Source organism: Granulibacter bethesdensis CGDNIH1, from assembly GCF_000014285.2.
Taxonomy (GTDB): Bacteria; Pseudomonadota; Alphaproteobacteria; order Acetobacterales; family Acetobacteraceae; genus Granulibacter; species Granulibacter bethesdensis.
The window spans coordinates 2276799-2298865 of record NC_008343.2; the positions used below are offsets into that span (position 1 = coordinate 2276799).

The 22067-nt window shown below is 61.5% G+C and carries 23 protein-coding genes and 1 tRNA gene; 5 read left to right on the top strand and 19 right to left on the bottom strand.

The features are described 5' to 3' along the window. Window positions 1-30: 30 nt before the first annotated feature. The 4 genes from GBCGDNIH1_RS22680 to GBCGDNIH1_RS22695 form a co-directional block, all read right to left on the bottom strand. A complete protein-coding gene (locus GBCGDNIH1_RS22680; protein WP_011632733.1) occupies window positions 31-2313 on the bottom strand; it encodes an RNA degradosome polyphosphate kinase in 2283 nt (760 codons plus the stop codon). 10 nt (window positions 2314-2323) lie between these two features. Beyond that, window positions 2324-3064 (bottom strand): chromosome replication initiator DnaA, encoded by a 741-nt coding sequence (locus tag GBCGDNIH1_RS22685; protein ID WP_011632734.1) that lies wholly within the window; start codon window positions 3062-3064, stop codon window positions 2324-2326. Between the two features lie 46 nt (window positions 3065-3110). After that, window positions 3111-4307, bottom strand: coding sequence for an AI-2E family transporter (locus GBCGDNIH1_RS22690; RefSeq protein WP_025318513.1), 1197 nt, complete (start codon window positions 4305-4307; stop codon window positions 3111-3113). 126 nt (window positions 4308-4433) lie between these two features. Continuing rightward, a complete protein-coding gene (locus tag GBCGDNIH1_RS22695; protein ID WP_011632736.1) occupies window positions 4434-5048 on the bottom strand; it encodes a CDP-alcohol phosphatidyltransferase family protein in 615 nt (204 codons plus the stop codon). Between the two features lie 170 nt (window positions 5049-5218). Between GBCGDNIH1_RS22695 and purM the strand changes: the two genes are divergently transcribed. From purM to GBCGDNIH1_RS24900, 3 genes are all read left to right on the top strand, one after another. Further along, on the top strand, window positions 5219-6262 hold the full coding sequence (gene purM, locus GBCGDNIH1_RS22700) for a phosphoribosylformylglycinamidine cyclo-ligase (RefSeq protein WP_025318511.1): 1044 nt from the start codon (window positions 5219-5221) through the stop codon (window positions 6260-6262). Then, a complete protein-coding gene (purN, locus tag GBCGDNIH1_RS22705; RefSeq protein WP_011632738.1) occupies window positions 6259-6882 on the top strand; it encodes a phosphoribosylglycinamide formyltransferase in 624 nt (207 codons plus the stop codon). The genes purM and purN overlap by 4 nt, the downstream gene beginning before the upstream one ends. 118 nt (window positions 6883-7000) lie before the next feature. Beyond that, on the top strand, window positions 7001-7162 hold the full coding sequence (locus GBCGDNIH1_RS24900) for an aa3-type cytochrome c oxidase subunit IV (protein ID WP_125911044.1): 162 nt from the start codon (window positions 7001-7003) through the stop codon (window positions 7160-7162). Window positions 7163-7292: 130 nt separating this feature from the next. Here the strand turns inward: GBCGDNIH1_RS24900 and ndk are convergent, their stop codons facing one another. After that, a complete protein-coding gene (gene ndk / locus GBCGDNIH1_RS22710) occupies window positions 7293-7715 on the bottom strand; it encodes a nucleoside-diphosphate kinase (RefSeq protein ID WP_025287362.1) in 423 nt (140 codons plus the stop codon). Between the two features lie 211 nt (window positions 7716-7926). Between ndk and GBCGDNIH1_RS22715 the strand changes: the two genes are divergently transcribed. Further along, complete coding sequence (locus tag GBCGDNIH1_RS22715) at window positions 7927-9792, top strand: ABC-F family ATP-binding cassette domain-containing protein (protein WP_011632740.1); 1866 nt, start codon at window positions 7927-7929, stop codon at window positions 9790-9792. Between the two features lie 68 nt (window positions 9793-9860). Here the strand turns inward: GBCGDNIH1_RS22715 and nusG are convergent, their stop codons facing one another. The 8 genes from nusG to GBCGDNIH1_RS22755 all read right to left on the bottom strand — a co-directional run bounded on the left by nusG (window position 9861) and on the right by GBCGDNIH1_RS22755 (window position 15779). Then, window positions 9861-10391, bottom strand: coding sequence for a transcription termination/antitermination protein NusG (gene nusG / locus GBCGDNIH1_RS22720; RefSeq protein WP_011632741.1), 531 nt, complete (start codon window positions 10389-10391; stop codon window positions 9861-9863). A gap of 10 nt (window positions 10392-10401) precedes the next feature. Further along, the gene (secE, locus tag GBCGDNIH1_RS22725; protein WP_025287364.1) at window positions 10402-10596 is read right to left on the bottom strand and encodes a preprotein translocase subunit SecE; all 195 of its coding nucleotides are present in this window, start codon (window positions 10594-10596) and stop codon (window positions 10402-10404) included. A 56-nt stretch (window positions 10597-10652) separates the two neighbouring features. Next, window positions 10653-10729: transfer RNA gene (locus tag GBCGDNIH1_RS22730), tRNA-Trp, on the bottom strand. 220 nt (window positions 10730-10949) lie between these two features. Beyond that, the gene (gene edd / locus GBCGDNIH1_RS22735) at window positions 10950-12779 is read right to left on the bottom strand and encodes a phosphogluconate dehydratase (protein WP_011632743.1); all 1830 of its coding nucleotides are present in this window, start codon (window positions 12777-12779) and stop codon (window positions 10950-10952) included. A gap of 3 nt (window positions 12780-12782) precedes the next feature. Then, on the bottom strand, window positions 12783-13487 hold the full coding sequence (gene eda, locus GBCGDNIH1_RS22740) for a bifunctional 4-hydroxy-2-oxoglutarate aldolase/2-dehydro-3-deoxy-phosphogluconate aldolase (protein ID WP_232449650.1): 705 nt from the start codon (window positions 13485-13487) through the stop codon (window positions 12783-12785). Window positions 13488-13591: 104 nt separating this feature from the next. Further along, a complete protein-coding gene (locus GBCGDNIH1_RS22745) occupies window positions 13592-14368 on the bottom strand; it encodes a M48 family metallopeptidase (protein WP_011632745.1) in 777 nt (258 codons plus the stop codon). Next, complete coding sequence (locus GBCGDNIH1_RS22750; RefSeq protein WP_011632746.1) at window positions 14365-14865, bottom strand: YcgN family cysteine cluster protein; 501 nt, start codon at window positions 14863-14865, stop codon at window positions 14365-14367. Before GBCGDNIH1_RS22750 ends, GBCGDNIH1_RS22745 begins: the two co-directional genes overlap by 4 nt. 98 nt (window positions 14866-14963) lie before the next feature. Then, entirely contained in the window at window positions 14964-15779 is an 816-nt protein-coding gene (locus GBCGDNIH1_RS22755; RefSeq protein WP_025287368.1) for a lipid-binding SYLF domain-containing protein, read from the bottom strand. A gap of 275 nt (window positions 15780-16054) precedes the next feature. Here GBCGDNIH1_RS22755 and GBCGDNIH1_RS22760 point away from each other — a divergent pair, with 275 nt between their 5' ends. Then, on the top strand, window positions 16055-17125 hold the full coding sequence (locus tag GBCGDNIH1_RS22760) for a bifunctional heptose 7-phosphate kinase/heptose 1-phosphate adenyltransferase (protein WP_157692032.1): 1071 nt from the start codon (window positions 16055-16057) through the stop codon (window positions 17123-17125). 12 nt (window positions 17126-17137) lie between these two features. On the opposite strand, the gene GBCGDNIH1_RS22765 is transcribed toward GBCGDNIH1_RS22760, so the two are convergent. The 6 genes from GBCGDNIH1_RS22765 to atpC all read right to left on the bottom strand — a co-directional run bounded on the left by GBCGDNIH1_RS22765 (window position 17138) and on the right by atpC (window position 22066). Next, window positions 17138-17608, bottom strand: coding sequence for an MmcB family DNA repair protein (locus GBCGDNIH1_RS22765; RefSeq protein WP_011632749.1), 471 nt, complete (start codon window positions 17606-17608; stop codon window positions 17138-17140). Between the two features lie 77 nt (window positions 17609-17685). Then, a complete protein-coding gene (locus GBCGDNIH1_RS22770; RefSeq protein WP_025318508.1) occupies window positions 17686-18714 on the bottom strand; it encodes an isocitrate/isopropylmalate dehydrogenase family protein in 1029 nt (342 codons plus the stop codon). A gap of 75 nt (window positions 18715-18789) precedes the next feature. Further along, complete coding sequence (gene mctP / locus GBCGDNIH1_RS22775) at window positions 18790-20295, bottom strand: monocarboxylate uptake permease MctP (protein WP_011632751.1); 1506 nt, start codon at window positions 20293-20295, stop codon at window positions 18790-18792. A 15-nt stretch (window positions 20296-20310) separates the two neighbouring features. Beyond that, window positions 20311-20559: a DUF3311 domain-containing protein gene (locus tag GBCGDNIH1_RS22780; protein WP_011632752.1), complete on the bottom strand. Its 249-nt coding sequence runs from the start codon at window positions 20557-20559 to the stop codon at window positions 20311-20313. 3 nt (window positions 20560-20562) lie between these two features. Beyond that, window positions 20563-21426, bottom strand: coding sequence for a hypothetical protein (locus GBCGDNIH1_RS22785; RefSeq protein WP_011632753.1), 864 nt, complete (start codon window positions 21424-21426; stop codon window positions 20563-20565). A 232-nt stretch (window positions 21427-21658) separates the two neighbouring features. Next, window positions 21659-22066, bottom strand: coding sequence for an ATP synthase F1 subunit epsilon (atpC, locus tag GBCGDNIH1_RS22790; RefSeq protein ID WP_011632755.1), 408 nt, complete (start codon window positions 22064-22066; stop codon window positions 21659-21661). Window position 22067 lies beyond the last annotated feature (1 nt).

Here is a 22067-nt window from a genome sequence, read left to right on the forward strand (position 1 = left end):
TTTTATTTTCAACCAGAACGCGAATTTTGATCAGTCCTCGCTGACTCTGTCCGGACGGCGGCTGGCGACCAGCGGTCCCAGCATCGGCCCATGAAGCGCTGATCCCCGACCGGAGAGCGATGGATTGGTCATGAAATAATGATGTGCTGACACAGGTTTACGTCCCGCCACGGTTTTGGCAGGCACCCGGTGCCATGCCCCTGAAGGCTTCAGCTCCCATGACTGGGCCGTGTCCTTCAGATTGATGACCATAATCTGATCCAGTACCTGCGCATGTACGGTCGGGTTATAAATCGGCACCAGCGTTTCCACGCGCCAGTCCATGTTGCGGGCCATCCAGTCGGCGCTGCTGATGAACACTTTCGCATGCCGACTTGGTAAGGCATGGCCGTTCCCGAACACGCAGATGCGACTGTGTTCCAGAAAGCGTCCGACAATAGACTTGACGCGGATATTCTCGGACAATCCCGGCACACCGGGCCGCAGGCAACAGATACCGCGGATCACGGCCATGATCTTCACGCCCGCATTGCTGGCCTCATAAAGTTTGTCGATCAGCACGGCATCAACAAGGCTGTTCATTTTCAGCCAGATCGTGCCGGGCCGTCCGCCCTGCACATGGTTGATCTCTTCCTGAATCAACTCCATCAGCGTGTCGCGGGTAGTCAGCGGGCTGAATGCCAGAGCCTCCATCTTCGCAGGACGGGCATAGCCGGTCATATAGTTGAAAAGCCGGGCCGCATCCCGTGTCAGGGCTGGATCGCTGGTGAAAAAGCTGAGATCGGTATAAATCCGCGCCGTGATCGGATGATAATTCCCGGTGCCGAAATGCGCGTAGCTGCGCATGGAATTGCCTTCCCGCCGCACGACAAGGCTGAGCTTGGCATGGGTTTTGAGCTCGGCAAATCCGAACACAACCTGCACACCGGCCGCCTCCATGGTCCGGGCGAGACGGATATTCGCCTCCTCATCGAAGCGCGCGCGCAATTCGACCATCGCGGTCACGGATTTACCGCCTTCTGCGGCTTCAATCAGCGCCTTGACGATCGGGCTGTCGCGGCTGGTGCGGTACAGGGTCTGCTTGATCGCGACGGTGGCCGGATCGCTGGCAGCCTGCCGCAGGAACTGGACCACCACGTCGAAACTCTCAAACGGGTGATGAACGATGATATCCTTGGCTCGGATCGCAGCGAAACAATCCCCGCCGAAATCGCGGATACGCTCCGGAAAACGCGGCGTATAGGGCGGAAACAACAGATCGGCCCGATCATCCACGATCAACTGCCGGACATCGGACACCGCCAGAATACCATCGAGCACCGATGCCTCGTCCGGGGAGACATCGAGTTCATCAATCACCATCTCTCGCAGTGGAAGCGGCGTCTCCCCGCTCAGGGTCAGGTCGATGACCACGCCCCGGCGACGGCGCTTCAGTGCGCTCTCGTAGGAGCGCACAAGATCCTCGGCTTCTTCCTCAAATTCCACATCGGTATCGCGGATCAGCCGAAACATGCCCTGCCCATCCACATGGAACCCCGGGAACAGGCGGTCGAGGAACAGGGTCAGCAGATCTTCCAGCATCAGGAAGCGGATACGGGGATCGGGTTTTTCCTCCCCCCTGCCATCAGCCGCAGCAGAGCGCGCCGGCAGCCGAATGAAACGGTCTGTCTGGGTCGGCAGGGGAATCAGGCCACGCATGCCCTGACCGTCCGCATCCCGCACCAGATGCAGGACCATGACCAGGCCCATATTCGGAATGAACGGAAACGGATGTGCCGGATCAACTGCAAGCGGCGTCAGAACAGGGAAAACCCGCTCCATGAACCAGTTGGCCAGAAACCGCATATCGGCTTCGTCAAACAGGGTTTCCGCCATCGCTGCCGCGGCATTGCCATGGGAAGGCAGTTTCAGGACATCGATCCCGGCCTCCCCCAGCAAATTCCGCAACGTGTTCCAGCAAGCCTGCTGGTCATTGAACAATTGCCGGGACCGGGTACGAATCTCCGCCAACTGCTGGGAGGGGGAGCGTCCATCCGGCGACAGCTCCGCCAGACCAGCTTTTGCCTGCCCGATCAGACCGGCAACCCGGACCGAGAAGAACTCGTCAATATTGGAAGCGCTGATGGACAGGAAGCGCACGCGCTCCAGCAAGGGATGCAGGGGATTATCGGCTTCCTCCAGCACACGCTGGTTGAAATCCAGCCATGACAGCTCCCGGTTGATGAAACGGTCGGGGCTGTCCGGCACGATCGGTGCCACCCCCGTCTCTGATTGAGTGGCAATACGGGGGGAGAGATCAGGGTGTGCGTCCATGGCCGCCGTTTTAGAGGAGCGCCGGGGGATTCGATAAGATTTCGTCTGCGTCTGACGCGAAACTGTCACGGCAAGCCTCATCACCATCCGATTCACACAGTCCGTTCAGGATGCGCGCCGCCAGTATTTTTGTCACCCTGCCCCCCTCCGCCAATGCGGCACGGTCGAGCCTTGCGGCCACTTCCCGCACAGCCCAGGCGGTGCGCGGCAGCCGCAATAGCAGCCAGGATTGCAGGCTGGGCGGCACACTCAACTGGCGCTCGGTCAGCAGACGCTCCAGCAACGCACGGAGCAGCGCGTCATCCGGGGGTAGAATTCCGACCGATGATGTCGCCCGTAAGCGGGAGGCAAGATCAGGCAAGGTCACGCGCCAGCGCGCCGGAGGCAGCCGGGACGCCAGCAATATCGGCACGCCCGCCTCGGCGGCGGCATTGATCAGATGCAGCAAGGCCGCTTCATCCGGGGTCGCATCCGCATCATCGACCGCAACCGGCGCCAAAGGTGCCCGTGGCAATCCACGCAGGGAAGGACCGGGCCGCCGCTCGGCCTCCTGTAAATCGGCCCAGATACTCAGTAAATGGGTCTTGCCGGTGCCCTCGTCACCGAACAGACCGAGGCGGCCTTGCGGCCACTCCGACGTGCGGGCCAGCCAGGCCCGCGCCGCCCGGTTGGAGGGGGCTTCCAGAAAATTCGAGGGCCGATAGGCCGGCTCGTAAGCAAAGGGAAGGCCAAGCTGCAAGGCCGCACTCATGGTGCAACCCCCACCGTCACCGCCCTGGTCGGAATCAACGAGCGCATTACGCCCCCGGCGGCTCCAGATAGAGCGGACTGGCCAGATAGCGCCGCAGCCAGAAACGCGACAGCACCCCGATGACGGCCGCCATGGGAACCGCGAGCAAGACACCCAGAAAGCCGAACGCCGCTCCACCCGCGAACAGGGCGAAAATCACCCACACGGCATGCAGCTCGACCCTGTCACCCAGAAAACGGGGGTAAATCACGTAATTTTCCAAAATCTGACCGGCGAGGAAAACGCCTGCCACCAGAGCCACCCGGTTCCAGTCGTGGAACTGCGCCATGGCAAGCGCAAAGGATCCCGCACCCCCCAACACCGTCCCGACATAGGGGATAAAGGAAAGGATTCCGGTGGCAAGCCCCAGCAGCAGGCCCAGATCAAGCCCCACGAAAGACAGCCCCACCGCATAGAACACACCAAGCATCAGGCAGCACAGAGCCTGCCCGCGCAGCCATGCCGACAGGATACGGTTGATCTCCCGCGCCTGCGCCCTTACCACGCCCGCATAACGGCGGGGGAGCCATAAATCCACCCGCGCCACGGCCTTGGGCCAGTCACGCAGAAGGTAAAACGCCACGACCGGCGTCACCACCAGAACGGTCAATACGTTGAACAGTGCGAAACCGCCGCCGATTACCCGGCTCAGCGCCCGTCCGAACACAGTGAGCAGGCTTCCGGCCTGCACTGACACCACATCCTGAAGCTTCGCATCGACAAAACCCGGTCCCAGCCTCTCCTGCACCCTGCCGAGCCAGTCGATTGCGGTATCGCGCACCAGCGCGACATAGGCAGGCAGACGAGACAGCAGAATGCCGAGCTGGGCCACGATCAGCGGATACAGCAACAGGGCGAACAGCAACCCGAGCAGGATCATGGCCGCGATCAGCAGACCTGCCGCCACGCCACGCGGCAATCCCAGCCGCTCCAATCGTCCCGCCAGAGGATCAAGAAAATAGGCGATCCCGCCAGCCATCACGAAAGGCAGCAGAATCGAAGCAAACAGATGCAGGGTCAGCCATACAGCAAACAGCACACCGCCGATCAGGGCCACACGCTGCATGCGCGTGGCGCCGTGCCGGGCGGGCGGTGAAGGATCAGCACGCAGGGAAGTGACCGGCACAGAAGTCTCCTCTGCCACCCTATGGAGTGAAGTCAGATCCTCCATCGTCGTCGTGACCTCGCCGGAATCGCCTGTCATCCAGCCTATGCTCCATGGTTGCCAGCACCCGACTCCCGGATTGTTGCCGCAGGGATGATCCAACCACCCCTTTATTCGGTGTCTGCTTATGGCAGCATAGCTGCTTTCAACACCGGACACATGCGGTCAACGCGGATGGCAGGCCATCCAGACATAAGCCGCCCCGCTTGCCAGCGTACTGAGCGCAACCAGAACCACCAGAATGGTATTTGTGGCCGCCACCAGACTGGCCTCCGGTGGGGCGAAGGCCGCTGTTGCCAGCAGAAAAGCGACAAGAATGATCTGTAAGGTCGTATTCAGCTTGGAAACATAGAGCGGGCTGATCGCGACGTCCTGCCCGATTGTGGTCAGCACCACGATGCCACCAAGGATCAGGATATCGCGGAACACGACGAGAATGGCCAGCCAGTCCGGCAGCAAGCCTACGATGGACAGCATCACATACATACCGACCAGCAAGGCCTTGTCCGCCACCGGATCAAGCGCCGCCCCCACCACGGTCGGGCCGCGACGCCGGGCCAGCCAGCCATCAATCGCATCCGACAGGCCGGCAGCCACGAACAGCCAGAATGCCGCTGCGAAATCGTGCCGCAGCACCAGCCATACCGCGAACGGCACGGCACAGAGCCGCCCGAAGGTGATGATGTTGGGCAGGGTAAACAGGGCATGATCCGGGGGCGGAAGCATGTTTCCGCCATGGTCCGGGGTATGCTGATCGGGGGGGAAACTGCCTTCAGGCATGGAAAACGATCAGCAAAAGAAAAATGCCCTCATCACACCGCATGGCTCCGCGCCATATGTCACCGTTGCGCACGCCACGCGGCTATGGTTTCTGTCCACTCGCACCAAACGTCCCGACGCAGTCCGCGATCTTCCCGCGTTGCGCGGGAAGCCGCCCGAGAGGACAAGCCATGAGCAGCATGACATACCGGGATGCAGGCGTCGACATCGACGCTGGCGATGCCCTGGTCGAAGCCATCAAGCCGCTGGCCCGCGCCACCAGCCGTTCCGGCGTGATGGGCGGACTGGGCGGGTTCGGAGCACTCTTCGACCTGAAAGCCGCCGGATTCAAGGACCCGGTTCTGGTCAGCACGACGGATGGCGTCGGCACCAAGCTGCGCGTCGCCATCGAGGCGGGACGTCACGAGACCGTCGGCATCGATCTGGTGGCCATGTGCGTGAACGATCTGGTGGTGCAGGGGGCGGAGCCGCTGTTCTTCCTCGATTATTTCGCAACCGGCAAATTGTCGGTGGAGGCGGCCCGGACCGTTCTCGCGGGAATCGCAGAAGGCTGCCGTCAGGCGGGCAGTGCGCTGGTCGGTGGCGAAACCGCGGAAATGCCGGGCATGTATGCCGATGGCGATTACGATCTGGCCGGCTTCTCGGTCGGCGCGGCAGAGCGGGAGGCACTGCTGCCCGCGGGTGTTGCCGCCGGTGATACCGTGCTCGGTCTGGCCAGCAGCGGGGTCCATTCCAATGGTTATTCTCTGGTGCGGCGGGTTGTGGAAGCCTCCGGACTGGCCTGGGATGCGCCCTGCCCCTTTGCCGAAGGCAGGACGCTGGCGGAGGCTCTGCTGACCCCGACCCGGATCTACGTCTCCTCCGTGCTGGCCCTGCATCGCGCGGGCCTGCTGAAAGCAGCCGCCCATATCACGGGCGGCGGTCTGCCGGGCAATGTGCATCGGGTTCTGCCGGGCGGCCTGCATGCCGTGATCGACACCGCCGCATGGCCCCGCCCACCAGTGTTCAACTGGCTGGCTACGCAGGGCAATGTCGCGGAAGATGAAATGCTGCGCGTTTTCAATTGCGGCATCGGCATGATCGTCGTCACATCCGATCCGGATGCTGCCACCGCACTGCTGAGCGAAGCGGGCGAAACCGTCTATCGCCTCGGCCGTATCGATACGAAGGAAGGCGCGGCCTCCACCCCCGATCTGCTCGCCATCCCAGAATGACGCGGATCGCGATTTTTATCAGCGGCCGGGGCAGCAATATGCGCTCCCTGGTCTCTGCTGCCCGCGCGCCCGGTTTTCCGGGACAGGTGGTGCTGGTCCTGTCCAACGATCCTGCTGCCGCCGGGCTGGACTTCGCCCGTAAAGCCGGGATCGAGGCGCTGTGCGTCGATCACCGCCCCTTCGGCAAGGACCGGCAGGCGCATGAACAGGCCATCGACGAAGCCCTGCACGCCCGGGGAATCGAACTGATCTGTCTGGCCGGTTATATGCGCCTGTTGACGCCCTGTCTGGTGGATCGCTGGCAGGGGAAGATGCTGAACATCCATCCCAGCCTGCTGCCCGCTTTTCCCGGCCTGCACACGCATCGCCGCGCACTGGAAACGGGGGTCAAGCTGCATGGCTGCACCGTGCATCTGGTCACGCAGATCATGGATGAGGGGCCGATCCTTGCCCAGGCCGCCGTACCGGTACTGCCGGACGATACCGAGGACGCTCTGGCAGACCGGGTCCTGGCCCAGGAACACGTTCTGTATCCCATGGCCCTGCGGAACTGGCTGGAACAGGACCGGAAAGCCGCTCCTGCGGATGCCGTGCTGCTCAATCCCGTGCCGTCAGCCTGACGTCACGCGTGCAGTCAGGCTCTTGCAGTCAGGCAACAGCAATTCTAGAAACACGATCAGTCATAGCCGATCAAACAAAACTGGCCCTCCCAAAGGCCAGCCTTGCAAGGGGGACGTCATGTCGCAGCCTTCAGCCACTTATGCCCGGGCGCCGATCACCAGCGTCGACGACCTGCTGGCCGACCGCAAGCGCGTTTATGCGCATTTCGTGACGGGTGCCAAGGTCGGGATCGCTGCGGTCGCCATCATTCTGGCGCTAATGGGCATCTTCCTCACCTGAGCGTTTGTCAGGGATTCATCCCATCAAAAAGGCCGGTGCCGCCTTCTGCGCGGACCGGCCTTTTTTTAGTGCCCCCGTCCATTCCCGCCCGGCACCAAAGCACAGGGCGGGAACATGCGGCGAAGCGTGATCAGGCGACGATTTCGCTGCCTGCGAAGAAATAGGCGATCTCGATCGCCGCGTTCTCGGCACTGTCGGAACCATGCACGGAGTTGGCTTCGATGCTCTCGGCGAACTGGGCGCGAATGGTGCCGGCATCGGCCTTCTTCGGATCGGTGGCACCCATCAGCTCGCGGTTGCGGGCCACGGCGTTCTCGCCTTCCAGCACCTGCACCACAACCGGGCCGGAGATCATGAAGCTGACCAGATCGTTGAAGAACGGGCGTTCGCGATGCACGCCATAGAACGCCTCGGCCTGGGCCTGGGACAGCTGAACGCGCTTCTGGGCGACGATGCGCAGGCCGTTCTCCTCAAACACCGCATTGATGCGGCCGGTCAGGTTCCGACGGGTCGCGTCGGGCTTAATGATGGAAAACGTACGCTCGATCGCCATGATGATCTGCCCCTGGGTCAGATAGAACAAGAAGATGAAATCCGGCCAAACCACCGGGCTTTCCTGACGCGGGCCATAGCCGCAAGCCGCAAGCCTTGCAACCCGTGCCCCGGCAACTCTCCCCCGCTGGCAACCCTCCTCCGCCAGCCATACCCCCCTATGACGGGGTATGGCTTGCCCTCAGCCCCGCCTGACCGGATAAGCGCATCCTATGAGCCTTCTGATCATCGACTCCCTCACCCTTCGCATGGGCGGCCGCGTCCTGTTCGATCATGCCAGCCTGACCGTAGAGGCCGGAAGGCGTATCGGGCTGGTCGGCCGGAATGGAGCAGGCAAATCCACCCTGCTGCGGACTATTGCCGGTGATCTGATGCCGGATGGCGGCAGCATCCGCCTGTCCTCCCGCGCCAGAATGGGCGTGGTGTCGCAGGAAGCGCCGGACGGTCCTGCCGGTCTGGTGGAGACCGTGCTGGCATCAGATACCGAGCGTACGAAATTGCTGGCGGAATCCGAAACCGCCCCGCCGGAGCGTCTGGCCGATATCCATGATCGTCTGCTGGCCATCGGCGCGGAGTCCGCCCCGGCCCGCGCCGCTGCCATTCTGGCCGGGCTGGGCTTCGATGCGGAGGCACAGTCTCGCCCTGTTTCCTCCTTTTCCGGCGGCTGGCGGATGCGCGTGGCGCTGGCCTCCGCGCTGTTTCTGCAACCCGACCTGCTGCTGCTGGACGAGCCGACCAACCATCTGGATCTGGAAGCGACACTGTGGCTGGAAAACTGGCTGCTGAAATTCTCCGGCGCGGCGCTGATCGTCTCCCATGATCGCGGGCTGCTGGACCGGGCGGTGCATGCCATCGCCCATCTCGATCGTGGTGGCCTCTCCCTGACCCCCGGCGGCTATAGCGAGTTCGTCCGCATCCGCACGGAGCAGATGGAGCAACAGGCCCGCGCCGCCGAAAGAATCGCCGCCCAACGCGCCCATATGCAGGCTTTCGTCGACCGGTTCCGCGCACAGGCCACCAAGGCAAGGCAGGCTCAATCCCGGCTCAAGGCGCTGGAAAAACTGCCGCAGATCGAAAGCGTGATCGAGGAAACGCCGATCCGCTTCGATTTTCCGGAGCCTGCCCGGCTTGCCCCTCCCATCCTGACGCTGGAGCGGGTCTGTGCCGGCTATGGCGATAAGCGCATTCTAAACAGTATCAATCTGCGCGTGGATATGGATGACCGCATTGCCTTGCTGGGGGCCAACGGCAATGGCAAATCCACCCTCGCCAAGCTGCTGGCCATGCGCCTGCCTCCCTTGGAAGGCGACGTCAAACACAGCGCCAAACTCCGCGTCGGTTATTTCGCCCAGCATCAGGCGGAAGAACTGGTCCTGTCCGACACGCCGGTCGATCACATGGCGCGCGCCCTGCCCCGCGCCCTGCCGCCTCAACTGCGGGCGCATCTGGCCCGATTCGGTCTGGATGCGGATCGCGCCGAAACACAGGTCGGCAAACTGTCAGGCGGCGAGAAGGCGCGCCTGCTGCTGGCTCTGGCCACCCGCGACGCGCCGCAAATGCTGATTCTGGACGAACCCACCAACCATCTGGATATCGATGCCCGTGACGCCCTGACCAGGGCATTGGCGGATTTTCAGGGCGCAGTGCTGCTGATCACCCATGATCCCGATCTGGTAGAGTTGATCGCCGACCGGCTCTGGCTGGTGGCAGACGGAACCGTCAGACAGTTCGACGGATCGATGGATGATTACCGCACCTATCTGGCCGAGCGCGCCCGTCCGGTGGTGAAGGCGGAGGCTTCCTCCCGCAAGGATGAGCGGCGTGAACGGGCCGAGGCCCGCGCCGCGAATGCACCACTGCGCAAAAAGGCCAGAGATGCAGAGGCGCTGATCGCGAAATTGACCACTGAGCGCACGAAAATAGAGGAAAAACTGGCTGATCCGGCGATCTATGCCGAGTCGCGCGTGGCGGAAGTCACCGCCGCCAATGCCCGTCTGGCCGCGATCGCCAAAGAAATCGACTCTGCCGAAGCCATCTGGCTGGACGCAGAGGAAGCACTGGCCGCCGCAGAAGGCTGAAACAAAAAGAAAAGGCGGCCTTCCTCCCGGAAAGCCGCCCCTTCAGACCCTGTTGACCACCGGGTGGATCAGACCTTTTCGACCTGCCCGTATTCCAGCTCCACCGGCGTCGAGCGACCGAAGATGGAGACGCTGACCTTCACGCGGCCCTTTTCCTCGTCCACTTCCTCCACCACGCCGTTGAAGCTGGTAAAGGGACCATCCGCCACGCGAATCTGCTCGCCGACCTCGAACAGCACGGCGGGACGGGGGCGTTCCACCCCTTCCTGAGCCTGCCGCAGGATACGGTCCGCCTCGGCCTCCGAAATCGGGGAGGGGCGGGTTCTGCTGCCGAGGAAGCCTGTGACGCGCGGTGTATCGCGCACCAGATGCCAGGTGTCGTCGGTCAGCTCCATCTTCACCAGCACATAGCCGGGGAAAAATTTGCGCTCGGCATTGACCTTCTGGCCACGGCGAAGTTCGACCACTTCCTCCGACGGCACCAGAATTTCGTCAAAATGATCGATCAGGCCGTTCTGAACGGCGGTTTCCCGGATCTGCTGGGCGATCTTCTTTTCAAAACCGGAATAGACGTGGACCACGTACCAACGCTTGGCCATCGGAAACCTCTCAACCCCCGCTCGCGAATGTCAGACTGATACCGAGTCCGGCAAGCTGATCGATCACGAAAAAAAACGCCGCCGCCAGGGTCGCCATTGCGAACACCAGACCGGTCGTCACCAGCGTCTCCTTACGGGAGGGCCAGGTAACCTTCGACACCTCGCTGCGCACATCGCGCAGGAATTTCGCCGGACTGGTCGCCACGCTTGGTTTGCTCCTCAGGAACGCCGCAGAATTACGGGTCAATACCATGCTGCTGCTGGCAGGGGTGGAGGGTCTCGAACCCCCAGCCTCCGGTTTTGGAGACCGGCGCTCTAGCCAATTGAGCTACACCCCTGCATCGCACGCAGGCACCGCATGTGGCGACCGGACAAGCCCGGCCACCCCGTGCGGGGCAGACGCGCTAGACACAATGACAGCGCCCTTATGTCAAGGGCCTAGTTGATAAAACAGCCGTCTTTATCCGCCGCAAAGCGCGTCATCCGCACGGATTTGCATCGAAACCGCGCCATCAGCGCAACCCGGCCATCCCGTGGTTTCAGGTCAGGCCCGTGGTTTCAGGTCAAGATTGTACAGGCACCCTCATCCGCACGGCTGACCAGACTTCGGAAATTGCCGAACAATTCTCTTCCAGTGCCGTATGCGCTGGTGGACAGATCATCCCGCACCGGCTCCCGCGCCATGAACGACACGGGGTCTTCCAGCACCTCCAACCGGCCATGCACGGCATCCAGCCGCAGGCGGTCACCATCGCGGATCAGGGCGATCGGTCCCTCCGCCGCCGCTTCAGGGGTGACATGGATCGCGGCGGGCACTTTGCCGGATGCGCCCGACAGCCGCCCATCGGTCACCAGCGCCACGCGATGACCACGATCCTGCAACACGCCCAAGGCAGGCATCAGCTTATGCAGTTCCGGCATACCATTGGCGCGCGGCCCCTGAAACCGCACCACCACGATGACATCACGATCCAGGGCCCCATTTTTGAACGCCTGCTGCATGGCTTCCTGCGTGTGGAACACCATGGCGGGTGCCTCAATCACGTAACGCTCCGGATGTACCGCCGAGGTCTTGATCACCGCTCGCCCCAACGGCCCTTCCAGCACGCGCAGGCCACCCGTCTGCGCGAACGGCTCCTCCACCCCGCGCAGCACGGCGGGATCGCCGCTGACCTGCGGGCCATCCTGCCATGTGACTGTGCCGGTCTCCGGATTCAGCCATGGCTCCGCCACGTAGTGCCGCAGGCCCCGACCCCAGACCGTCTCCACATCTTCATGCAGCAATCCGCCCCGCAACAGGGTGGAGATCAGGAACGCCATGCCGCCGGCCGCGTGGAAATGGTTCACATCGGCCTGTCCGTTCGGATAAACCCGGCACAATAACGGCACGATTTCAGCCAGATCGGACAAATCATCCCAGGTGAGGATAATGCCCGCCGCCCGCGCCATCGCCAGCAGATGAATCGTATGATTGGTAGAGCCGCCTGTTGCATGCAGCCCGACAATTCCGTTGACGAACACACGCTCATCCAGCATCCGCCCGAGCGGTGTCCAGTTGTCGCCATCGGCCGTCAGGGCCAGCGCCCGCGTGACCGCCTCCCGCGTCAGCCCGTCCCGCAGCTTCGTGCCGGGATTGACGAAGGAAGCACCGGGCAAATGCAGCCCCATGATCTCCATCAGCATCTGGTTGGTATTGGCCGTGCCATAAAAAGTGCAGGTGCCGGGACCGTGATACGATTCACTCTCCGAGACCAGCAGCGCATCACGCCCCACCTTGCCCTCGGCATAAAGCTGCCGCACACGGGCCTTTTCACTGTTGGGAAGCCCCGTGGTCATCGGACCTGCCGGAATGAACACCACCGGCAGATGACCAAAGGACAACGCCCCGATCAGCAGGCCCGGCACGATCTTGTCACACACCCCCAGACACACCGCCGCATCGAAGGTCTGGTGCGACAGCGCAATCGCCGTGGAAAGCGCGATCACGTCGCGAGAAAACAGGGATAGCTCCATCCCGTCCTCCCCCTGCGTCACACCATCACACATGGCCGGCACGCCTCCCGCCACCTGAGCTGTCGCTCCGGCAATCCGTGCAGCCTCACGGATCAGGTCGGGATAGGTCTCGTAAGGCTGATGCGCCGACAGCATGTCATTATACGCCGTCACGATACCGAGATTAGGTGCTTGCCCCTGCGTCATCACCTGCTTGTCGGTATGGGTGCAGGCCGCATAAGCATGAGCCAGATTGGCACAGCCCATTTTTTGGCGAGGCCGTTTCCGCGCCGCATCGGCAAGACGGTCCAGATAGGCCCGACGGGTCTCACGGCTCCGTTCGACAATGCGCTCAGTGATCTCCAGCAGACGCGGATGCGGGGTGCCAATTTGCATATTTTATGCTCCCTGCCCGCCCGGGTTTCTCAACGCACTGACACGGGCCGCGCTGCGTGACGCTTTCGCGGTGATCGCATCCCACGCCCCGGCCTCGATCTCGGCCGGCGTGGCCAGCCATGAGCCGCCGATGGCCACCACATTGGGCAGCGACAGCCATGCCTCGATCCCGTCCTCGGAAATGCCACCGGTGGGGCAGAAACGTGCCTCCGGGAATGGACCACCCAGCGCCTTGAGCGTCGCCATCCCGCCCGGCTCGGCAGGAAACAGCTTGGCAGCGCTGAAGCCGCGCTCGATACAGGCCATCAGCTCCGACGCGGTGCGGATACCGGGGACAAAGGGGAGGTCGGTCTCTGCCGCCGCATCCAGCAGAACCGGCGTCGCACCGGGGCTGAACGCAAAGCGCAATCCCAGTTTACGAGCCGTTTCCAGCTCGGCAGGGGTGGTGACGGTGCCGAGACCTACCACCGCCTCCGGCACTTCCTGCGCGATCACACGGGCGGCATCGAGGCCCGCTTTCGTTCGCAAGGTGACCTCCAGCATCCTGATCCCACCCGCCACCAGAGCACGGGCCAGCGGAACCGCATCCGCCACATTTCCAATCATCAGCACCGGAATAATCCCGGCTGTCTGCATCAGGGATGCAGGCGTTTCCTGTGTCATGTTTTCTTCCCCTCCAGAAATACCCATGCCAAAGTCCGGTTTCATGCGGCTGGCGGATCCTCTCCTCGACAGGCCATGCAAGGATCATGCTGCCCCCGCACGCATCCCCCATTTGCATCTCCTGGCACCTTCGCCCGATCCTGCTGGAATCATCCCACGCCGACCCGCATCAGCCTGCCCCCCTCCTGCCGCAACCAGGCCGTCGCCTGCGCACGATAGGGGGTCAGTTGTACACAAAGCGCCCAGAAATCAGCGCTGTGATTCATATGTTTCAGATGGGCGGTCTCATGGCCCGCCACATAATCCTGAACATAGGGCGGTGCCATGATCAGCCGCCAGCTATAAGCGATGCTGCCATCCGGCGCACAACTGCCCCAGCGCGACACTGTATCCTTGATGGAAACGCGACGCGGCTTCAACCCGGCAGCAGCCGCCTTGGCCAACGTCAAAGTCGAGAAACGCTTCTGTGCCTCCCGCCGCAGCCAATCCTGCACACGGCGCTTCAGAAACGCGGGATCACCGCTGACATGCAGCGTTTCGCCCTCCAGCCGCACCACGCCACGCGCCTGCCCGTCATGGCAGATGACCACCTCCCTGCCATTGAACGGTATTGTCGCGCCGTTCTGAAATAAAAGAGGCGGCGGCAGCATCGCCAGTTTTTCTTCCACCCACTCCGCATGGCGATAGAGCAGTTCCAGACCGGCCTTACGGCCGACACGGCCCGGCAAGGTCAGCACCGCATGGCCGCGCCGTGCATCAATACGCAGACTGATCCGCCGCGCCCGTACATTGCGGCGCCATAAGACAGGCACAGGCAAGCCGCCCGGCAGAGTTTCCGTCACGATAATGGCCGCAGAGGAAGCATCCAACCGCTCCGGTGCCGCCACCGGGCCAGCCGGTTTCGTCCGAAACAGCGGCAGCCTCATGACTCATCGGCCGTCTTGCCTGCCGGCTCCTGCCGGGGGCGGCGTGGACGGGGAAAACGACCGGGCCAGGAGACGATGTAATCCTCCAGCGGCCCGGCCTCCCGCTCATCAATCGCGCGGCCACGTACTGAAATGCCCGCCTGATGCACCGTCTCCGGATCGCCGGAGACCAGAGGATGCCACCAGGGCAGATCCTTGCCGTTGAGCACAATCCGATAGGCACAGCTCGGCGGCAGCCAGTCGATCTCCGCGACCAGAGCGGGGGTCAGGCTGATGCAGTCCGGCACCTTGCGAAATCGGGTGGCATAGCTGGTGCAACGGCAGCTTTGTGTATCCAGCAGACGGCAGGATACATTGGTGAAAGCCAGTTCCTCCGTCTCCTCATCCCTCAGCTTATGCAGGCAGCAGCGCCCGCAACCATCACACAAGCTTTCCCATTCCTCACGGGTCAGCTCGGTCAGGTGTTTGGTTTTCCAGAAAGGAAGGGCCTCAGTCATAAAACCAGTGATAAAGCCTTCCAGCCCGCACCGGTAGCCAAAAGAAGCTGATCTCCGCTATCTGTCCCCATGCATCCTCCCGGGCATGCCTTATTTTATCAGCGCGGCGGGGGCAGGGTCTGCTGCTGAACCGGTGCCAGTCTGGTAGGGCCGCCCGTTACCGGGGCAGGCGCATAGGCTGGCTCCTGCGTCTGGGTCGGCTGCCCGGCCGCAACAGGCGCGGCGGCTGCCTGACCTGGCGTGCCATAGCGCGCAAGGATGGTGCGCAGCGGGTCGGCGCCGGGATTATTGACCTGCATCTGGATCACAATCTGCCGGGCGGCCAGAGCCTGTCCGTAATAGGCGCGGTTGGCATCCGTATCGGTGGTCAGGAAAGTCCCGTTCAGCGCGACGCTTCCGAACAGACCACGGGATTTGGAGAACCCGATAATATCCGCCCGCAATGCGGCAGTCACATCACCCTCTACCCCCGCTCCGAACGTCGCCACGGACAGGGAGGCATCGCCGCCGAACTTGAACTGCTTGTCCATGATCGCGCTCAAGGCCTTGTCATTCATGATCATGAGCATGATCTGGCTGTCCTGAATCCCGATCTGAAGCCCGAAGCTGACGCTGGACATCGAAAAGAAAGCCGGGGCAGACCATGATCCGGCCCCATCACGCGCCGACAGGACGCAGCTTGCGCCGGCCCCGCCGAAAATAAAGGCCGCCCGGAAGGATTGCGGGCAGATCATCACCGCCCGCGCCCGTTTCAGTGTGTTGATGCGATCACTGGAATGAGCCGGCCCCAGCATGTCCTGCACCGTCAGCGTTGCACGGTCGACAATCGCCTGCTGCTCGGACTGCGCGTGCGCTTCAGCGGACAAACCAAGGGAAGCCATACCCAGAAACACCGCAAGCACATAGCGTAACATCAAGCAATCTCCGCATCTTAAGAGACGAAATTGCAGCAGTTTCGCATCTTTTTGGCAAGGTTGGGCCGAATCTCCACCCACCTTCCTGCCTTTTTCAACCAGCGCCGTCATGGGAATGGTAAAACCACACATGGCCGAAAGGGACAGAGGTTCGTTTAAAATATGATGGTATCGTGTGCAGTAATAATTCCAAGAGCGAGAAATCTGTTTTAATCTGGCTGCAATGAACCTTTTATTCTCCGTCGGGCGGCACGTTGTTGCCGATGCAGGCAACCATGCCAGACAGTATCCCCATGCCTGATCCGCAGCGGTCCTTTCTGCGACGTGCGCACGCCGCCATGCGGGACGACTGGTCCGGCAGCACCGGTTCTGCGCCCGCTGTTCCGACCCTGCCCGGACTGCCGAAATTCCATCAGGCCAGCCTGCTGGTAGTCGGCGATGTCATGATGGATGAATACATCAGTGGACCGATGCGGGATGGCTTGCAGGAACCGTCCCTGCGCGTACTGCGCGCTGATGAGGAAATGGCCGTTCCGGGAGGAGCCGGCACTGTGCTGCGCTGCCTGACCGCGCTTGGGGCCGCTGTCGCCTTTGTGTCGCTGGTCGGTGATGACCAGACCGGCTCCGACCTCACCGGGCTGGTCGGCAGCCAACCCGGTGTAGAGCCCTGGCTGCTGGTTGAGGGCGGCCGTATCACAACCCGCAAAACCCGCTATATGGCGGATGGTCAGCAAATTCTGCGCGTTGATCGTGAAATCCGCGAGGATATTCAGGATCGGCTGAGTGACAGGCTTCTACGGATTGCCCGCGATGCCATGGCCGCAACCTCGATTACCGTACTGGCCGATTACGGGAACGGCCTGCTGTCCGGTCCGGTGATTTCCGGTATTTCGCTGGCTGCCCGCGCGGCAGGCCGTCCGCTGGTGGTCGCCCCCAGCCTTGGCCGCTCTGTGCTGTTTGCCGGGGCTGATATTATCGTCCCCGGCAGACGCGAATTATCTCATGCCACCGGGCTGGCCTGCGAAACGCCCGAGCAGGTCGAAATTGCCGCAGCCGAATTGCGGGCACGGTTCGGGCATCGTGCCGTTATGGCCCTGCGACAGGATGGCGGCCTGACTTTGGCAGATGAATCCGGAACCCGGACCCTTGACACCATTGCGGGGGAAAAAGCCCGCCTGTCTGGCGTGACAGAAGCCGTCGTGGCAACCGTCAGTGCGGCGCTGGCCGCTGGCTGCGCCATCGAACGCGCAGCGGAACTTGGCAATATCGCCGCCGGTCTGACTGCCACACGCCTCCGTCCCACCACCGTGCCGCAACCTGCCGAGCTGGCCGCTGCCATAGCCTGACGCGGAACCCCGCTATTCCACCAGATGGGCCGCCATGAGAGAGGAGCGCAAATCAGGGTCCAGTGCGGCTGCCAGTCTGCCAGCAGCCAGACGCGCATAGGTCAATGTCAGACTGCGGCGCCGGGCCGGCGCCATGGCCCTGCCTTCCTGTGCAGGGCGGATGATTTCCGCACCATGGCTGTCAGCCACGATGATCCCGACATCGTCCGGCAGCAAAGAAAGCGGAAAATCGAGATCGACCGCAAAAAACAGGGCATCCGCATAAGCGTGATACTCTCGCCACTTGCGATCCGTCATGAAATCGCGGCTGCCGGACTTGATTTCAATACAGACAAAGCTGCCGTCACCGCGCAGGGCCAGAATATCGGCCCGACGGCCATTGGGTAGCGGAACCTCATGCAGGGCGGCCCAACCAAGCATAGCGCAAAGCCGTCCCAACTGACGACGAATATGCGCGGCCCGTAAAGGAAAGCTTAACTCCACCCTGCCAAAATATCCCCCTTCCCTGATGGAGAGAAGAGGGTTTTTCTTTTGTTCCTCACCCCGAAGGACCGCCCGCTTTACCCGATGCGGCTGATCAGAGCCTGTGTCAGTTCCCTGGTTTTGGCGGTTCCCCCCAGATCAGGGGTACGGATGCCATCCTCCAGGGTCGTGATACGGATGGCATTACGCAACCTGGTTGCCAGATCAGTCTTGCCGACATGGTCCAGCATCATAGCCGCCGCCAGCATCAGCGCCAGCGGATTGGCGATTCCTTTACCGGCGATGTCGGGGGCCGAGCCATGGACCGCTTCGAAAATCGCTGCCTGCTTGCCGATATTTCCGCCCGGGGCAAGACCAAGCCCACCGATCAGCCCGGCAATCAGATCAGACAGAATATCGCCGAACAGATTGGTTGTGACGATGACATCGAAGCGACCGGGATCGAGTACCAACTGCATCGCGCAGGCATCGACGATTCTTTCCTCGAAAGCGATACGGCCCTCATATTCCTTGGCGATTTCCTTGCCTGCCTCCAGAAAGATACCGGTCAGCGCCTTCAGGATATTCGCCTTGTGGACCAGCGTGACCTTCTTGCGGCCATTCTGCATCGCGTATTCAAAGGCGTAGCGAATAATCCGGTGACAGCCCGTGCGGGTGTTGAAGCCCGCACACATCGCTACGGCATGGGGGTCGTCACCAATCGGCATATAATGCTCGAACGCGGCATAGAAACCATCGAGATTCTCGCGGATCAGGGTGATATCGACATTCTCGAACCGTCCACCCGGGATCAGGGTCAGCGCAGGGCGAACATTGGCGAACAGTTCGAATTCCTTGCGGAGCTGCACGTTGACCGAGCGGTATCCACCGCCCGTGGGAGTCGTCAGCGGACCTTTAAGCGCCAGCTTGTTATGATGAATACTCTGGATCGTTTCACGGGGCAGCGGATCACCCACCCGGGCGATAGCCGCCATACCGGCATATTGAGAGTCCCATTCAAACGGAGAACCGAGAGCGTCCAGCACGCTGACGACAGACTCGACAATCTCGGGACCAATGCCATCGCCCGGAATGAGGGTGGCCGGGATTTTGGTAGTCTGGCTCATTCGCCTGCTCTCCTGCACGTCCGTGACGGGCGATTGTACCAGAAGGCATGCAAAGGGGAATGACCGGGAGGTAATCTAGGCCGTCTCTTCCTCCAACACGCTCAAATCCTGCGTGTGCTCCGGCCCTTTCAAGGCGAAGATTGCGGAAAACAGGGTCGATGCCGCAATATTCAAAATCAACGCATAGACCGCCGCATAGCCCGGAATCGTCCAGCTACCCAGATGTAATCCGTATGTGGCGCCCTTGAAGCCGGTTTCCGCCACCATCCATGTGCCTGATACGATTCCCACAGCCCATCCGGCCAGCAAAGGCCAGGAACGGAAGAAACGACTGTAAAGCCCCAGAAAGATCGGGGGTGCCGTCTGAATGATCCAGACCCCACCCAGCAGTTGCAACTGGATCGCGTAATCTTTCGGCATGAAAATGATGAACACCAGCGCACCAAGCTTCACCAGCATGGAAACGAATTTCGCGATCCCTGCTTCCTCGGCATCGGTGCAATTGGGACGCAGGAACTCCCGCCAGACATTGCGGGTGAAAATGGCCGCCGTCGCGATAGACATGATCGCTGCCGGCACCAATGCCCCGATGGCAATGGCCGCAAACGCCACGCCGACAAACCAGGAGGGAAAGGATGCCTTGAACAGCTCCGGCACCGAAAGCTGGGGTGAAACAGTCAGTCCGACAGCAATCGCCATGAAACCGAGCAAAGCCAACAGTGCCAGCGTAAAGGAATAGGCCGGCAGGATTGCCGCATTGCGCCGGATAGCATCCGGACTGCTGGCACTGAGCACCCCGGTCAGAGAGTGCGGATACAGGAACAAGGCGATCGCCGAACCGAGCGCCAGAGTGGCGTAAACACTCCAGTCTCCCAGAGAGTCCGGGCCCGGCGTTGCCAGCAGCAGTTTCTGCGACGGGATATGCGCGAAAATCTGCCCGAACCCACCCAGATGCATCGGCACGATAATCGCGGCTGCAAAGACTGTGATGTAGATCAGCAGATCCTTGACCACTGCAATCATCGCCGGGGCACGCAGGCCCGATGTATATGTGAAAGCGGCCAGGATCAGAAACGCGATGATCAATGGCATATCGCCCCACAAGCCAGTGCCGTGAAAACCGAGCGCACCGATCACGACCTCCATACCGACAAGCTGAAGCGCGATATAAGGCATAGTGGCCAACAAGCCGGTTATCGCGACCGCCAGAGACAGCCATCGATTACCGAAACGTCCCCGCACAAAATCAGCAGCGGTGGTGTAGCCCTGTCGATGCGCCACCGTCCAAAGCCGTGGGAATACCAGATAAAGGATCGGGTAGATCAGAATAGTGTAGGGAATGGCGAAAAAGCCCATCGCGCCCTTGCCATACATGAAGGCCGGGACCGCGATGAAAGTATAGGCCGTATAGAGATCACCCCCCAGCAGAAACCAGGTTACGAAGGTTCCGAAACGCCTCCCCCCCAGGCTCCATTCATGGAGTTGATTGAGATCCCCCGCCCGCCAGCGGGCCGCGGCAAATCCCAGCAGTGTCACGAATATGAACAGGCCTATGAAAATGCCTGTCGCAACCCAATCCATCTTACGGCATCTTTCTCAGTGATCAGCCTTATGATCGGCTACGTGCTCGGCACGATATACGATGGCCGCCAAAATCGCGGTGATGAACACCCAAGCCGTCTGATACCAGTAAAAAAACGGCACCCCACCAAGGGATGGCTCGATCCGGTTGTAAAACGGAACCGCCAGCATGGCGACAAAGGGCAGCAAAAACAGAAGACGAACAGGATGCGCACGATGCCGAACAGGCTTGCTCGACGGAGTGAGGGCAGAAGGCTTGGTCATTGATCAGGCAGCCTTAGCCAAGCTCTGCGTCTGCCCGCCCGCGTCCTTGCCAACAGGCTGCCGAAGGAAATGCTTGCGGCGGCGCTGCATCAAAGCCCATGCCAGTTTGGTCGACAAGGTGGATAACCGCCCATGCGGCATCAGCCCCACTGACTTGAATACCATTCCGGTGGCCCGCTGAATGTGATGATAACGATAATAGCCCATCGCCTGACTCATATAAGCGGCAATACAGCGCTCATGACTATAGGGGGTGTTCTCGGCCTCGTTTCCGCAGTGATAAGCGAAGGCCAATTCATCATCCTCGCTCTCACCAATGCGCCCGGCGGCAATGCGCAGGCGGCTCAGAAAGCCGATCTTCTCCCGATCCAGATAACGCCGCATATGGTCATAGAACAATTTGAAATGGCGATATTCGTCCGCCGCAATCAGCTTACAGATATGCTTCAGAACCGGTTCCTCTGTCGCATCGCCGAGCGCAGTGTAATAGGAGGAGGTTCCCGTCTCCACCATGCATCGGGCGATCAGCTCACCGGTGCGGGAACCACGGATTGAGGCATTTGCACTGAGATCAATCTGGTAGCCAGCCTTATAGCGGGCGAAGGCAGCCTCATAATTCCAATCCGGGTCGGCGAGGCTGGCCCATTTTCCCAGCGCATCCCCGTGCTGAACCTCTTCCACCGCCCAGCGATCCGCCGCCCCGGAAAAGTCCGGATCATCCCGGAACACACCGTTCAGATACACAGCGTAGTCAGTTCCATTGCGCTCGACCATTGCCGCGGCCTTGACCAGCGGCACAATCGCCGGATCAACCAGAGCCGGGTCGAAATCCGACCAGGGCACGTCTTCAATACGCCAATGCTTCATGGAGATATCCGCTCAACTCGCTTTGCCGTCAGTGTTTCTTCAACAACGCGCAGCAGACCGAAATTATAGCCGCCCCTGCCCGGTGCAATGGTCATTCGGCAAATACGATCACCACCTGTGGCATGAAGGCCGCACCACCGGCGCGACACCACAGCATAAAAAGACAAGAAAGCCCCGGCCAAATGGCCGAGGCTTTCTAAACGCCATGTGTGCCAACACCAAGGTTGATCGCTCAGTGTCTGGCAGCCTCAACCATGGCCCGCGCCGCCTGTATGGACTCCATGGCTGCATCCAAGGCCGTGATATCAAGCTTATCGACCGTGGCATAAGCCGCTTCCGCATCCGCCAAACGCTTTTCGGCCTCAGTTGCTGAAATCTCGGCGACCGGCCGCGCCTGATCGGCCAGAACCGTGCAACGCTCTGGCGTGATCTCCGCGAACCCGCCCGCGACATAAAGCCGGTCGGTCACCTGGCCATTCTGGTAAAGCCGGATGGTGCCGCCCTGAAGCAGCACGATCATCGGGGCATGGCCGGGCAGTACGCCCAGCTCACCCTCCGCAGCCGGGATCACGACCATGTCCACGGATCTGGACAGGAGACGCTTTTCCGGGCTGACGATTTCAAGGCTGGTCTGGGCCATG